The sequence below is a fragment of the Streptomyces sp. NPDC088730 genome (assembly GCF_044751215.1).
Taxonomy (GTDB): domain Bacteria; phylum Actinomycetota; class Actinomycetes; order Streptomycetales; family Streptomycetaceae; genus Streptomyces.
Window position 1 is genome coordinate 37,642 of sequence record NZ_JBIVLK010000025.1, and the last position, 13,528, is coordinate 51,169.

10 protein-coding genes and 2 pseudogenes are annotated in these 13,528 nt (G+C 64.2%); 2 read left to right on the forward strand and 10 right to left on the reverse strand.

All coding sequences use genetic code 11. The features are described from left to right. Nucleotides 1–68: 68 nt before the first annotated feature. The 6 genes from ACIP89_RS36200 to ACIP89_RS36225 all read right to left on the reverse strand — a co-directional run bounded on the left by ACIP89_RS36200 (nucleotide 69) and on the right by ACIP89_RS36225 (nucleotide 7,942). Nucleotides 69–542 (reverse strand): DNA phosphorothioation-associated protein 4, encoded by a 474-nt coding sequence (locus ACIP89_RS36200; RefSeq protein ID WP_381745721.1) that lies wholly within the window; start codon nucleotides 540–542, stop codon nucleotides 69–71. Next, nucleotides 542–2,602: an AAA family ATPase gene (locus ACIP89_RS36205; protein ID WP_381745723.1), complete on the reverse strand. Its 2,061-nt coding sequence runs from the start codon at nucleotides 2,600–2,602 to the stop codon at nucleotides 542–544. The genes ACIP89_RS36200 and ACIP89_RS36205 overlap by 1 nt, the downstream gene beginning before the upstream one ends. Next, nucleotides 2,599–2,784 (reverse strand): hypothetical protein, encoded by a 186-nt coding sequence (locus ACIP89_RS36210; RefSeq protein WP_355756404.1) that lies wholly within the window; start codon nucleotides 2,782–2,784, stop codon nucleotides 2,599–2,601. Before ACIP89_RS36210 ends, ACIP89_RS36205 begins: the two co-directional genes overlap by 4 nt. 60 nt (nucleotides 2,785–2,844) lie before the next feature. After that, nucleotides 2,845–4,962 carry a DEAD/DEAH box helicase family protein gene (locus ACIP89_RS36215; protein WP_402118709.1) on the reverse strand — a complete coding sequence of 706 codons (2,118 nt, stop codon included), beginning with the start codon at nucleotides 4,960–4,962 and terminating at the stop codon, nucleotides 2,845–2,847. Nucleotides 4,963–4,994: 32 nt separating this feature from the next. Continuing rightward, the gene (locus tag ACIP89_RS36220; protein WP_402118711.1) at nucleotides 4,995–6,881 is read right to left on the reverse strand and encodes a hypothetical protein; all 1,887 of its coding nucleotides are present in this window, start codon (nucleotides 6,879–6,881) and stop codon (nucleotides 4,995–4,997) included. Nucleotides 6,882–7,489: 608 nt separating this feature from the next. Then, the gene (locus ACIP89_RS36225) at nucleotides 7,490–7,942 is read right to left on the reverse strand and encodes a hypothetical protein (protein WP_402118713.1); all 453 of its coding nucleotides are present in this window, start codon (nucleotides 7,940–7,942) and stop codon (nucleotides 7,490–7,492) included. A 165-nt stretch (nucleotides 7,943–8,107) separates the two neighbouring features. Between ACIP89_RS36225 and ACIP89_RS36230 the strand changes: the two genes are divergently transcribed. Further along, nucleotides 8,108–8,278: a hypothetical protein gene (locus ACIP89_RS36230; protein WP_381745731.1), complete on the forward strand. Its 171-nt coding sequence runs from the start codon at nucleotides 8,108–8,110 to the stop codon at nucleotides 8,276–8,278. A gap of 35 nt (nucleotides 8,279–8,313) precedes the next feature. Here the strand turns inward: ACIP89_RS36230 and ACIP89_RS36235 are convergent, their stop codons facing one another. The 4 genes and pseudogenes from ACIP89_RS36235 to ACIP89_RS36250 all read right to left on the reverse strand — a co-directional run bounded on the left by ACIP89_RS36235 (nucleotide 8,314) and on the right by ACIP89_RS36250 (nucleotide 12,315). Further along, the gene (locus ACIP89_RS36235) at nucleotides 8,314–8,532 is read right to left on the reverse strand and encodes a hypothetical protein (RefSeq protein ID WP_402118716.1); all 219 of its coding nucleotides are present in this window, start codon (nucleotides 8,530–8,532) and stop codon (nucleotides 8,314–8,316) included. Between the two features lie 276 nt (nucleotides 8,533–8,808). Then, nucleotides 8,809–8,948, reverse strand: a pseudogene (locus ACIP89_RS36240) (IS5/IS1182 family transposase); the annotation flags it as partial. A 1,040-nt stretch (nucleotides 8,949–9,988) separates the two neighbouring features. Beyond that, nucleotides 9,989–10,530, reverse strand: a pseudogene (locus ACIP89_RS36245) (transposase); the annotation flags it as partial. A 255-nt stretch (nucleotides 10,531–10,785) separates the two neighbouring features. Next, complete coding sequence (locus tag ACIP89_RS36250) at nucleotides 10,786–12,315, reverse strand: helix-turn-helix domain-containing protein (protein ID WP_371775616.1); 1,530 nt, start codon at nucleotides 12,313–12,315, stop codon at nucleotides 10,786–10,788. Nucleotides 12,316–12,580: 265 nt separating this feature from the next. Here ACIP89_RS36250 and ACIP89_RS36255 point away from each other — a divergent pair, with 265 nt between their 5' ends. Next, nucleotides 12,581–13,231, forward strand: coding sequence for an MOSC domain-containing protein (locus ACIP89_RS36255; RefSeq protein WP_401929386.1), 651 nt, complete (start codon nucleotides 12,581–12,583; stop codon nucleotides 13,229–13,231). Nucleotides 13,232–13,528: the final 297 nt, after the last annotated feature.

The following is a 13,528-nucleotide window of genomic DNA, read 5'->3' on the forward strand; positions in this document are numbered from 1 at the left end:
CCCTTCGCCACCGAGGTCGAAGGTGGCGCCGCTGCACACAGGCCGGCGCCACCTCCGAATGAGCCTCATTACCAGTCTAGGGAAGCGCTGGCCAAGATCTCGCCGACGTCGTCTTTCATTTTATCCGGAGGGTTCCTAAGCCCATCGAGGACCAAGTTGGAAATGATGACCTCGAGTTCCTGGTGGGGCTGACGGCTTATCAGCGTCTGCAGGTGCGCAAGGCCACCATTCGCATACTCCTCGAAGATCAGGACTCGCTCATCCTGCCGGTCATTCCCGAGGATCTTCGGGTCGTCCTCATGCTCTACTGCTGCGAGCATATCGAGAAGGACGTCACCGTAGAGTCGGCCCTCCATCAGTGCCAAGCGAATCGGTTCGTCGGACTTCTCAAACGCGATGCGCTGACCCTTGCGGTGCCCAAGCACTGCGGCGAACATCATCGCCTCGACCATGGTCGTGAATGGTCCGGTCTTCTTGTCTGCGAGCTTTTCCAGCAGGAGTTCGTGGGAGTGCGGGCGGCGGAAGCGATCCGTGGTAGCCATCAGACGGTCACTTCCTCCAGAACGGTGTGCTCGAATTCGCCGTAGGAAACGTACGGCACTGCACGATTGTTGATCTCCATGGTCTCTTCTTCAGCTGCCCTGTTCGGCGTGAAGGATCGCAACACATACATCCGGTTGGCCGCATGCTGCAGATTCTCCATAACGTTGCCACGAGCCTGTGACTGCGACAGCAGGGTAATGATCTGCGATGTCAACGCCGGAAGCGCCTTCGAGATCTCTTCCTGATAGGTGAGATCAAGGCTTCCGAAGGGCGCATCCATCACGACTGGGTAGACGCCACTCCCACTGCTTTCAATCGTCGCCTCATCTGCGTGACTCTTTCGGGCATTGATACTTCGGGCCACTTCGGAGACGGCTCCTACGAAACTCAGCCCGAGAATCTGGTTCTCGCCGGTGGAGCGGATAGCCACACCGCTCGGTGCGCGCAACTCCAACTCGAAGGAATCATTGAGTTCGGGGATGTAGCTTTTGATGAAGATCCGGGAGAAGACTTCCTTAACCTTCTTGTCTAGCTGATCCCGAACCTCTTCCGTCTTGATCGCCAGAATCTCGATCAGCGCGTTCCGAACCGACTCGACCAAACCGACCTGAGTCTGAATCCTGCGAGACTCCTCGTTCTTGGCCGCCGCAGACTTGTATTGGCGAGCAACACTCACCGATTCCTGCTCGATCAAGGCGATACGGTTCTCGGATTCCCTGTGCGCAACGCGGGCCTCGGTCTCCTTCTCGCCACACTCCTTGCGGCGCTCGACCAGGCGTTTCACGTCCTGAATGTTCACACCTTCCAGCTGACGGTCCACATCTGACCGCTCCGCTTCCAGCTGGCTGATGGCAGCGTCCGCTTTCTGGATGTCAGAAGCGTTCAGGGTGAGCTGATCCAGGAGTTCCTGTCGCTTGTCGCTCATGCTGCGCATCTCGCCGCTGACGTGCATCCAACGGTGCTGAACATCTTCAAGACCAGCGTTGTACTTCCGCTTGTTGAGCTCCTCGTACTCAGGAGTCCCCTCCTCGACGGAGCGGCCGCACATGCACAGCTGTTCTTCGAGGATGTCCTCGATGAAGCTGCGCTGGATGCCAGCTGGCAGCTGCCTTCGCTCACGCATACGGTCCGCAAGCTCGACGACCTTGCCGTCGAGCCCGCCGGTGAGGGCCAGGAACCCATGCTTGGAGAGCAGTTCACGCTTGCGGCTCTTATGGTCCGCAAGGCGTTCCTTCTCCTGGTTGATACGGCGAGTGAGTCGCTCACGCTCTTTCTGTAGCGGCTCGGCCTGCTCGTTTTGACGCAGAGCGCGTCCAATGGACTCAATTTCCTTCTGAAAGGTGCTGATTGCAGCGGAGTGTCGGAGCTTATCCTCTTCTTCCGCCTTCGCCTGTGCCGCCAGTTCCTCCTGGCGATCCGTGAGCTGCTTCAGCCGAGTATCGCCCTTGGAGTCGATCGCACGGGCAAGCTGACGAGAAGCCTTGGGGAGATCGTCGATGGCCCGCTCAATGGCCTCCAAGTTGAGGAGTGTCTTGATGGCCTTCTTGACCTCTTCGTTGTTGTCGTCGCCTGAGAACATCTTCTCCATACGCTCGCCATTGAAGAAGAAGAACTGCCGCAACCCCTTGGGGAGGATCTTCTCGATGCGGTCCTGGCCATTCGGCACAGACTTGGCTTCACCGTCGGGCCCAACCTCGGTGACGGTCAGAGACGGGCTGACCGTCTGCTGTTCGTCCGTCTGCTTGTTGACCGTGACGCTCCGAGTCGTGGAGAAGCGGATGCCCTCGTGCTCGAAGTCGAGTCGGACCGATGCCGTCGCCTCCTCCCCGAAGGAGGTCTCTTCCCACTTCTTGTCGTGGATCACCCGGTGCTGCTGTTCCACGTCGTCCGAGAAGGTGCCGTACAGCACCCATCCGAACGCGTTGAGCAACGTGGTCTTGCCCGCACCGTTGTTGCCGAAGATGAGAACGGCCGGCTTGTCCTCTTTGACGGAGAGGTCGAGGACCTGCTCGCCGTAGAAAGCGCGGAAGTCCTTGAGGGTCAGTTTGAGCAGCTTCACTTGGTCAACTCCCTCACGGCGTCCACAATGCTGGGGACCACCTTCGTCGATTCCCTGATGTGGATGTTCTGGTTCTCCAGGTCGATGACCTTCTGCACGAGGGTCCTAGCAGCCGGCGACAGCTCGCTCAGCACCTCGCGCACTGTCCGCGCGGAGGGCGGGCCGGCTGTTTCGTCGCTCACGGTTTACTCCTGATTCGAGTCGAAGAAGCGGGATAGCTGAGGGGGGCTTGGTGTGGGGTCTCAGGTGTCGAACAGGCCGTAGCGCTCGCGCACGGGGCGTAGGACGTCCAGGGTGACCGCTTCGTTCTCGGCGAGGTAGGCGAACTCTTCGACCCGAGCGAACTCGCGGCGGAGCAAGTTGCGCTCGGTCTCGTACTGAATCGCGTCTCCTCCCGCCGGCGGTACGACGACGAAGTCGACGATGTCAGCCCGGTCCTTGCCAGGGGCCTTCCGTAGTACACGGCCGCGGCGCTGGATGAACTGGCGGGGGTTGGACGAACTCGCCATGAGGTATGCAGTGCGTGACGCGGGTACGTCCACACCCTCGTCCAGGCAGCGCATGGACGAGATGATCTGTAGCTCGTTGCCTTCGAAGCGGCGAAGGATGTCCTGCCGTGCAGGTCGTTTCGTCTCGGAGGTATAGCGGGCGGCAGTCAACTGAAGGTCGTTGCCCACCATGTCCATCACCTGGTCGATCTGACGCGGCCCTTCGGTGCCCTGTTCGTACAGGAGTGGGTGCTTGCCCTCCGCACAGTAGATCAACTGATGGCTGGTCTCCCGGCGCTTCACTAGCTCCGTGCGCAGGACCTCGAGCTTGCCCCGGGCGTGGCCGATAATGTCCGCGCGCTTCTTCAGGAGCCGACCGAGCGGACTGTCCCGGTCGGCTGTCTCCATCAGATCAGTACCGGCCGCGATGAGTCGGGCGATCTTCGCGCTGGTCTCGGCATAGAGCTCGGCTTCTTCGTCGTCCAGTTCCACTAGCACAGGCGTGTAGGTGTAGCGACACAGGGCCCCGCGACGGATGGCCTCGCCAATGCCCATCTCGAAGACAATCTCGCCGAAGTAGCCGGTGAGGGCCTCAGTTCCCTCATCGTCGAACCAGCGCTCCGGCGTCGCTGACAGGCCGAGCCGGTACTGAGCCTTCTCCGGGAGCTGAGTGCGAAGGTGCCGAGCACCGAGATTGTGCGCCTCGTCCGCGATAATGAGGAGTTGCCCCTCATAGGCATCGAGCAAGCTCTGGAAGGTGTCGCCGCCGAAGGTGGCGTTGGTGGTCACGATGACTCCACCGCTCATGCCGCCCAAGGCGAGGTTCTGCAGGAGGGCATGGGCACGTGGCGACCACTTACTGGACGACTCGTACGCGCGAAGCGGGGTCACACCAAACCATTCGATGTCCTTGGCCCACTGATCGACCAGGTGCTGGAACGGGGCCACGACGATGACAAGCAGCGAGGCGTTGTCATCGTTCCTATGCAAGAGCGAACCGAGTTGAGCTGCCGCCGATAGCGCGGTCAGGGTCTTCCCCGTGCCAGTGGCCATACGCAGGATGCCGCGGCACTGGTTGCGGAACCAGTTCTGCACCGCTTCCTTCTGGTAATCGCGCACCGCCAGGCTCTGCGGAATCGCGAGTGCTCCGACCGGCGGCTGCGGAGACGTCACGATGGGTGCCCCGCCAGTCGGAAGATCGTCCAGCTCGTAGCGGCCAGCAGTCGCCAGTGCGCTGCGCTCGACAACCACCTTTGCTGCTTCAGTGAACGGCACGACGCGCAGCGTCGGAGTCCGGTCGTGCCACAGGTCTTCGAAGTCTTTGCTTATCCGTGCAGCACGATCGGTGTCCCGAGGGTCCCAGCTGCGGTAGACCTCGATCGCTTCGAAGTTGCCGACGAGACCCGAGCGGGTCTCGTTCGCGCTCCCCTTGAAGGCGACGATGTCGTGACCGTCCCGGAAGACACCGATCTTCTCGTGGTACATCCCGACACGGCCCCGCTCTTCGACATACGCCAGCTTGAAATCGACCCGCCCTTCGGCGACCAGAAGCCCAAGCTTGCCGAGCCCTCGAGCAGCGCGCTGGTCTTCCATCGCCTGCTCAAGGTCGCGTAGTGCGGCTCGGTGGAGAACTTCGCGCAGCTCGTAGCCTTCTTCGATGTCCTTAATGTCCGTCGGCTCAAGGTAAGGAGACGCGATGATCCGCATGGCGCCACCGCGCTCAGCGAAATCGTCGACGCCTTGTCCGAGCGTGGCGATCACCGAGGCCGCGAAGTAGCCCACGGCCCGGTCGTACGTGGTGGAGGCTGCCAGAGCGGGCAGATAGAAGTCTTCGACCAGGTGACTACGATCGCTTCGGTAGTCAGACTCCACGCTGCACCTACGCAGTCGCGGTTCCTCAGCCATCAGGTCAGTCCCATCCTGCCCATGAGGTCGTCTACGTCAGGCGCTTCATCGACTAGCCGTTCGGATTCCTCAGGCGACGCCGGCCGGCTAGCAGGAATAGACACCTCGCTCTCACCGAAGTCCTCGCCGACGCGACGGACAGTTCCGCCGCGCGTAGCGAAGGGAGGGGAGGACATGGTCTGTCTCAGGCTCGACTCCTTGATCTCAAAGTCACGCCGGAGAAGCCGGATGACCTCATCGGCAGCAACCGCACCGCTGTGAGCATCGACCAGGTCCGAGACCAACTCCTTGATCGGCTTGTAGACAGGCATACCCCACTCGGTAAGAGCCCACATCGCCTTCTGGCTTCGACTGAAGCGCGTATCCGACTCGATCTGCTGTCTCAGATAGTGGTTGCCGAGGGTGATGCCTGTCTGCGCCTTCAGCTCATCGATGCTCAGTGGACGATCTACCTCGCGAAACGCAGCCTCGATCTTGTCGAGCCTCTCGTTTCCACGCTGCACTGAACCGTTCGCCCCTGCTCCAGCGCAGGAAGTGGGAGCTCCGCTCGCCGAGGAGCGAGCGTCGGCGACTTCCTCGGCGATGGTAAAGAAGGGTTGTGCTGGGACCTCGGCAGTTGGAGAAGCCATCCCGAATGCACTTTGCAGGTACCAGGACCCCTGATGCGTGATGGCGAAGCGGTCGTCCCCGAAGAGCGCTTTTATCACCTGCTCCTGGGAAACCGCCGTACCAAGGGCTTCCTTGATGAGGGAACTACTCAAGCCTGCGGGCGTATCTTCGAGCAAGCCTGCGATCCGGTCGGCGGGAGACGAGTACTCCCCAACGTTTCCCAGCGGCACCTCTCGGGCCGGACCTCCTGCGTCTGCCTGTTTGCGCCCCGGCAGGTCGTGAGGATGGCCAGAATCGTGAGAGGCGTCACTCTCCGCAATGTGATTGTTGGATCCATTCATTCCGGAAAATGTGATCACGGCAGATTCCGCAACGGGGGCTGGACGTAGATCCTCCTCCACTTCATCTGCCTCATAGGGCTTCCTTGCGGGTGTGTTGCCAGGAATGACCCACATTCCATCCCCCAGGAACATCGCATCCCGAAGCCGGCAAGCTACCTCACCCAGCTCACCGCCATACGTCCCTGCCTCCTCTAGGACTTCACCGAGAGTGACGTTCGCAATGGGATTTTCGTTTACTTGGAGGAGCTCAGTGAGACGCTGCATGAGCTGAGGCAGGTCCTCAGTCTCTTCAACGGTCGGAGTAGCCGCGACTTCCTGTTCCTGAAAGGGCCGCGAGAGCTGATGACCATCGCCTTCGAACCCGCAGTAGGCCAGCCAAGTAGCCAGGTCATCAGGGTCCTCTGGTACTGGCACCGCACTCGCCTCAAGGAGGCTAGCCGCCGTCGACAGGTTAATGACTTCGTCAGGGCAGAGATCAAGCGCCTGTACGGTCGCAGCCTCGCATTCCCCCAAATCGGCGCCGTAGATCCACTGTCCACTCGTGCTCGTAGTCGCATCGTGCCAGTACATGCCTATAAGGAGACGCAGGACCGTAAGTCCGCCCCCGACGTTCTCGCCGAGCCACGGGTAGCGGTACAGGAGTCCGCTGACTACGTGCGGCTTCTGCAGCTCAAGTTGCACCTGAGCTATCCAGCCACGCGGAACCGAACTGTCGGCCACGCACTGGTTGAAGCTGTCGCTGAGATAGCTCTGGCGCTGCCGTACCGCCTCAGGGGAGATGGCATGTCTCTGGGCCAGTCGCTCCAGTGGCTCCGGAACATCGGCACAGAGGTGCTGCAGGACGATGTCCCGGCTGAGGCTGCTGAGCTCCTCGTACCAGCTGCGGATTGTGTTCATGGCCCTCAAAAAGATCGACGTGAGTCCGGTGATCTCCATACCGGAGGCAGCCACCCACCGCGTGTGGCGGGGAACAACTGATGCCACACACTGCAGATGTCACTGCGTTCTGCCCCGCGTTCCCCCTACGCCGAGTTCCCTCCCAGTACCTCAGCGACAGCGCGGTCGTATCAACGGTACAGGGGACGCCATAAGGGCGCCTTGAGTTCCCTGATCTCGCATGGCCACGATCTGCCGTTAATGACCTTCACGTTTTCCGTGCTGTTCACCATCGCGACCCCCTGCGCTGTGACGGTCAGGGGGCGGCGATCAGTGCGGCCTTGCGTTCACGGAGAATCTCCATGACGACGGCCGGAAGGCTGCCGAGGCGGGCGTACCGGCTCTCGAGGTCGGTGGGTCGGCGGCGCCAAGTTCGGAGGTCAAGTACGCCTGGTCGGCGTCGGTGAGGGACATGCCGACGTCTCTGGGGCGAGTTTGGTGCGGCGGGGCGGCCGCGGTGGTTCCGGCTGCCAGGCGTCGGAGTGCGTGATCTGGGCCGGCCAGGGCCGGGTCCGTGACCTCCGTGCCGGGCTTGAGGAGGAGGGTCTGATAGGTCTTCGGGTTGGTGATGAAGACCGTGGTGGCGAGGGTTCGTGGGGCGGCCGGCATCAGAGGACCTTGGCGGTGATGTGGATGTCGGGGACGTAGAGGTCGGGCATGGCGGCGGCGGCGCCCTTCGACCAGACCTGGACGGGGTCGTCCTGGTGGCCGTTGGTGCCGACGATGCCGGGGGCGTCTTCGCGGAGGACCGCCGGGTTGGAGCCAGAGGAGAAGACCAGGGATGCGGCCGTCACGCCGTGCTGGGTTTCGGCCCAGGAGGTCGGTTCGGGGGAGGAGGATCCAGTGGTCTTCGGGGATGACGGGCTGGTAGGCGTCGTCGGCGGAGATCTGGACGTCGTAGACGGTGATCGGGGGAGGTTGTAGCGGGCGCGGACGACTTCGACTTCGTTGGGGGCGAAGTCGGCGGTGGGGGTGGTGGAGCCGGTGACGCTGCCGCAGTACGCGGCGCGGTAGGAGTCGTTGGTGGCGCGGGTGGCGCAGGCCATGTAGGAGGTGATCACGCGGGCCGGAAGCGGGGCGCCGATGGAGCGGAGGTACTCGATACAGCGGAGTGCGTCGGCGATGGGGTGACTGGTGGAGTCGGACCAGGGTTTGGGGGCGGTGGGGGTGTTGGCGGCGGGGACATTGAAGTCGGCTTCAGGTGGAGGCCGTTTTCGCCGTTGAGGATGGAGACGCCGTCGGTGGAGGTCGCCGGCGGCGAGGTCCATGCGGTTGTTGATGGACTCGACGTGGCACTCGATGTCGTCGTAGAGAGGAGCTCGACGAACTCGGTGGCGTCCGCACCGCGGGAGGTGTCGAGGAGGATCTGTTCGAGCTCGCCGACGATCAGCTTCTGACCGAGGGGTGGGAGCATGCCCTCGGTGATGATCTCTCAGTCTGGCGGCGGGCGACGGCGGTCTGGGCTTCGTACACGCGGAACTTGGCGGGTTGACGCGGCGCTTGCTGCTGCGAATATTCGGAACTTGACGAATTTCAGGCGACGTCCGGGCATGACCGTGCGGGTCGGCTCGCATCCGTCGGGAGTGGTGAGGGTGTGGGCGAAGGCGTTGATGTCGGTGGCGTCAATGTCGCGTAGCAGGGTGTCCAGCATGGGTTCCTCCTCGGCTCCGATCGGTTCGGCGGTTACGCGAAGAGGAGCTGGGCGGTGGTGCTCGTGATCGTCGTCGGGTCCAGGCCGCAGGGGAGCTGGGCGGCGGCGATCACGCCGTGCCAGTGGAGGGCTCCGGCGGCGCGGCGAGAGCCGGGGCGAAGTGGACCTCGGCGAGGAGGACGCCGGCGAAGACTTCGCGGCCGTCGCCGGCGTCGGGGTCGTAGAGGCCGGTGGCGGTGACGCGGCCCAGGGGATGCCGGAGGTGAAGTTCCCCGCGTGCTCGACTCGGGCGCGACCTGTTTGTGGGACTTGTTGTGCGCCTTCTGCCAGTCGGCCAGTTCTTCGCCTTTGCGGCGGCGGTGCGGCATCGCCAAGCCGGTGCCGGGGTAACCGCCGTCCGCGATGGTCATCGTCTTGCTAATAGAACCGCCGGCCCCTCAAACCTCCAGCGGTAGATGGCCGCGACACTGGGTGACACATACATCCAGCATCAAGATGCCGACGAACATGCAAAAATTGCTACCAATCGATGAATTGCACCACTTGAAGCGCAATCTATGCCAATTCACCCGCTGCTCCACCTGGGACTCCAGGGCCTCACCGATCAAATTCAGACAGATTCACCTCCGTTGCAATACGGACTTCGCGGCGACAGCTCATGACCGACCGATGCAATTCGCGATGAATTGCATCGTTTATCCGATACCACCCCACCCGGCGTCCCTGGCGCAAAATTGCCAGACACCTTGAGTCCACCGAAAGTGCCAGGTGAGGGGCATGGTCGCCCCCGGCTAAGGTTTTTTAGATTTTTAAAATCCTCATTACGCGGAGTGGCGGCGGGTGTGGTGGTCGAAAATCGGCCACCCGCTTCGGCGTCAGTCCCTCTAACGGTGCGCCGTTGAGGTGCGGAACTCTGTAACGTCTCCATCCGAAAACGAGGGCGCCCCCGGACGGCAATCCGGGGGCGCCTCATTCACGGCGATAGCAGCGTATTGACCTACGCCTACCGGCATCGCCTCAACCGGAAGGAACGCAATGCCCACTCAGGACAATTCCAGTCGCGAAACTGAAAAGGACTCGTCTCATGAGCACAGTCATCCCTCTGAGGGTGAGGATAGCCCCCTCTCTCGCAACGGCAAGATCCTGTCCATAGTCGCGGCTGGGTCCGCAGTGATCTCGGCCCTCGCGGCAGTGGTCAGCGCAATCTGCACCTTGATCGCGATGCGCTAAGGGGCCGCCCAGCCCCATCCGCCACACCACATGGAACAAACGTGGGGTGAGGTCTGACGTCATGGCCGGGTCTCACCCCCAACCTCGCTTGCGCAGCAATGTCACTTCCCGGGCCGCGGAGAACGGCTCCATCGGCTCGACGTGGACTCGCTCCAGCGCCTGGCTCGGCTCCGCACGCGCGATGTAGAGGGTCTTGAGAGGAGGTTTCGGTTGAAAGCTGGATAGTTCATCGTTTGTGCCAGTTTATGGGCGCTTCGTCGGTTGCTCGTTTCGCGAGGTTCGAGATCATCGCGATGCGATCATGCTCTCAGGGTGTCCGGGTTTGGTCTCGTAGTCGCGGGCGAGGCGGCGGTGCAACATGATCCACCCGAAACTCCGCTCCACCACCCAGCGCCTGGGCATCACGGAGAAGCCTTTGACTTGCTCGTTTCGCGGGACGACGTCGACGTCGATGCTGAGGGAGGCTCCGTGCTCGATGGCCTTGGCCTTGTGGCCGGTGTCGACCCACGCCTTGGTGACCGTGGGGTGGTCGGCAGTGAGCTGGGTGAGGAGCCGCTTGCTGGCCTCGTTGTCCGAGACGCTGGCGGCGGTCGCGCTGACCAGCAGCAACAGACCGAGAGTGTCGACAACGATGCTGCGCTTGCGGCCCACGATCTTCTTGCCGGCATCCGTGCCCTGGGTGTCGGTGGGGACACTGGCTGCGGTCTTCGCGCTCTGCGTGTCGATCACGCAGGCGGTGGGCTCGGCGGTGCGTCCTGGAAGTATCCGAACACGGTGGTGTGCGGCGGCCGTCGGTGGGGACATCGCGAGGGCCCTTTGGTGAGCACTGTCCGTGATGGCTGACTGTCGCTCAGACGTTCCTGATGCGGCGTCACCTATTTAAGATCATCTTGCACGCATGTTGCACAAGGTGGTGAAAGACGGTGATGCTCACTGGAAGGTCGCACAAGGGTGTAACCGCAGTTCAGAGGGCATTTGGGGGTGGCGTGCCCCTTGCCCCCAAGGGGCACGCCACCCCGCCGGTCAGATGTCCCGGAAGATCTCGATCTGCGCCCCCACCGAGTTCAGCCGCTCCGCGAGCTCCTCGTAGCCGCGGTTGATCACGTACACGTTGCGCAGCACCGACGTGCCCTCGGCCGCCATCATCGCGAGGAGGACGACCACCGCCGGGCGCAGCGCGGGCGGGCACATCATCTCGGCCGCGCGCCAACGGGTCGGGCCCTCGACCAGGACCCGGTGCGGGTCCAGGAGCTGGAGCCGGCCGCCGAGGCGGTTGAGGTCGGTGAGGTAGATGGCGCGGTTGTCGTAGACCCAGTCGTGGATCAGGGTCTGGCCATGGGCCGAGGCGGCGATGGCCGCGAAGAACGGCACGTTGTCGATGTTCAGGCCGGGGAACGGCATCGGGTGGATCTTGTCGATCGGCGCCTCCAGCTTGGAGGGCCGGACCGTAAGGTCGACCAGCCGGGTGCGCCCGTTGTCGGCCGGGTACTCCGAGGTGCGGTCGCAGTCGACGCCCATCTCCTCCAGCACCGCGAGCTCGATCTCCAGGAACTCGATCGGCACCCGGCGGATCGTCAGCTCGGACTCCGTGACGACGGCGGCGGCGAGCAGGCTCATCGCCTCGACCGGGTCCTCGGAGGGAGAGTAGTCCACATCCACGTCGATGGTCGGCACCCCGTGCACGGTCAGCGTGGTCGTGCCGACGCCGTCCACCCGTACGCCCAGCGCCTCCAGGAAGAAGCAGAGGTCCTGGACCATGTAGTTGGAGGACGCGTTGCGGATGACGGTGGTGCCGTCGTGCCGGGCGGCGGCCAGCAGCGCGTTCTCGGTCACGGTGTCGCCGCGCTCGGTCAGCACGATCGGGCGGCCGGGGGTGACGGTGTGGTCGACCCGGGCGTGGTAGATGCCCTCGGTCGCGGCGATCTCCAGGCCGAACCGGCGCAGCGCGATCATGTGCGGCTCGATGGTCCGGGTGCCGAGGTCGCAGCCGCCCGCGTACGGCAGCTTGAACTGGTCCATCCGGTGCAGCAGCGGACCGAGGAACATGATGATCGACCGGGTCCGGCGGGCGGCGTCCGCGTCGATGGCGTCCATGTCGAGCCGGGCGGGTGGGACGATCTCCAGATCGGTGCCGTCGTTGATCCACCGGGTGCGCACCCCGATGGAGTTCAGCACCTCCAGGAGGCGGTAGACCTCCTCGATGCGGGCCACCCGGCGCAGCACGGTGCGGCCCTTGTTGAGCAGCGAGGCACAGAGCAGCGCCACGCAGGCGTTCTTGCTGGTCTTGACGTCGATGGCGCCGGACAGCCGGCGCCCGCCGACCACCCTCAGGTGCATGGGGCCGGCGTAGCCGAGCGACACGATCTCACTGTCGAGTGCTTCACCGATGCGCGCAATCATCTCAAGGCTGATGTTTTGATTGCCGCGCTCGATGCGGTTCACGGCGCTCTGGCTGGTGGCGAGCGCCTCGGCGAGCTGACTCTGTGTCCAGCCCCGGTGCTGGCGGGCGTCACGGATGAGCTTGCCGATACGTACGAGGTAGTCATCTGACATACCGAAAGGCTATCTCAGATATGAGATGGGACTGCTGGTGGGGTGTGGTGTTCGGGTGACGGGCGGGTGCAGGCCCGCGGTGTGCGGCGGTCGTGCGGGCGGCCGGCCCGGCACGGACTCCGCCGCCCGGCTCCATGGTCCGCCCGCCGGCCCGGCCCGGCACCCGGAGCGCGTCCATCGGGGTGTCCTCGCCGGCGCCGGACGGCGGGGGAGCGGCGGGGAAAAGGTGTCGCTCCGGCGCGGGGGCGGTCGTATGGTCCCCGGAATGAAGCTGCTCTCGGTCAACATCGGCCGCCCCCGTGCCAACCCCTGGAAGGGGCTGAGCCGGACCGGTATCGACAAGCGGCCCGTCGCCGGACCGGTCGCCGTCACCGCCCCGGGCCCCAAGGGCACCGGAGCGGTCGGTCTCGCCGGTGACCGGGTCTACGACGTGAAGCACCACGGCGGCGCCGACCAGGCCGTCTACGCCTACGCCCGCGAGGACCTCGACGGCTGGCAGGCCGAGCTGGGCCGGCCGCTGGCCAACGGGATGTTCGGGGAGAACCTCACGACCCTGGGGCTGGACGTCAACGGAGCCCTGATCGGGGAGCGTTGGCGGATCGGGGCGGACGTGGTCCTGGAGGTGTCCTGCGCGCGGATCCCGTGCGCGACGTTCCAGGGCCGGCTGGGGCGTGAGGGCTGGATCAAGCGCTTCACGCGGGCCGCACTGCCAGGGGCGTACCTGCGCGTGATCGAGCCCGGCGTGATCCGCGCCGCCGACCCGGTCGAGATCGTGCACCGGCCGGATCACGAGGTGACCGTCGCGCTCGTCTTCCGGGCCATGACGTTGGAGGGTGAGCTGCTGCCCCGGCTGCTGGCCGCCGACGCGCTCCCGGAGGAGGGGAAGGAGCTGGCCCGGCGGCGGACGTCCGGGTAGTCGCGGCCGCCCAGGCGCCTTCCCGCCAGCGCGCCGGAGACGCGGCCTCCGGGCGGACCCGTCCGGGCCGGTGCAGGGGCCGGCGCTCCCGGTCACGATCCGGTGGGGTCCGGTGCCGTCGGACGAGACCCGGGTGTCCTCGGCCGGCGCGGCGGCGGTACGGTGCCGGCCGAGGTGACTGCCGCGGTGATCGCCCCGCCCGCCAGGCCACCCGTCAAGCCAGTTGCGGGGATTGCCCCGCCCGTCAGGCCGGTTGCGGTGATCGCCCCGCCCGCCAGGCCGGTTGCGGTGATCGCC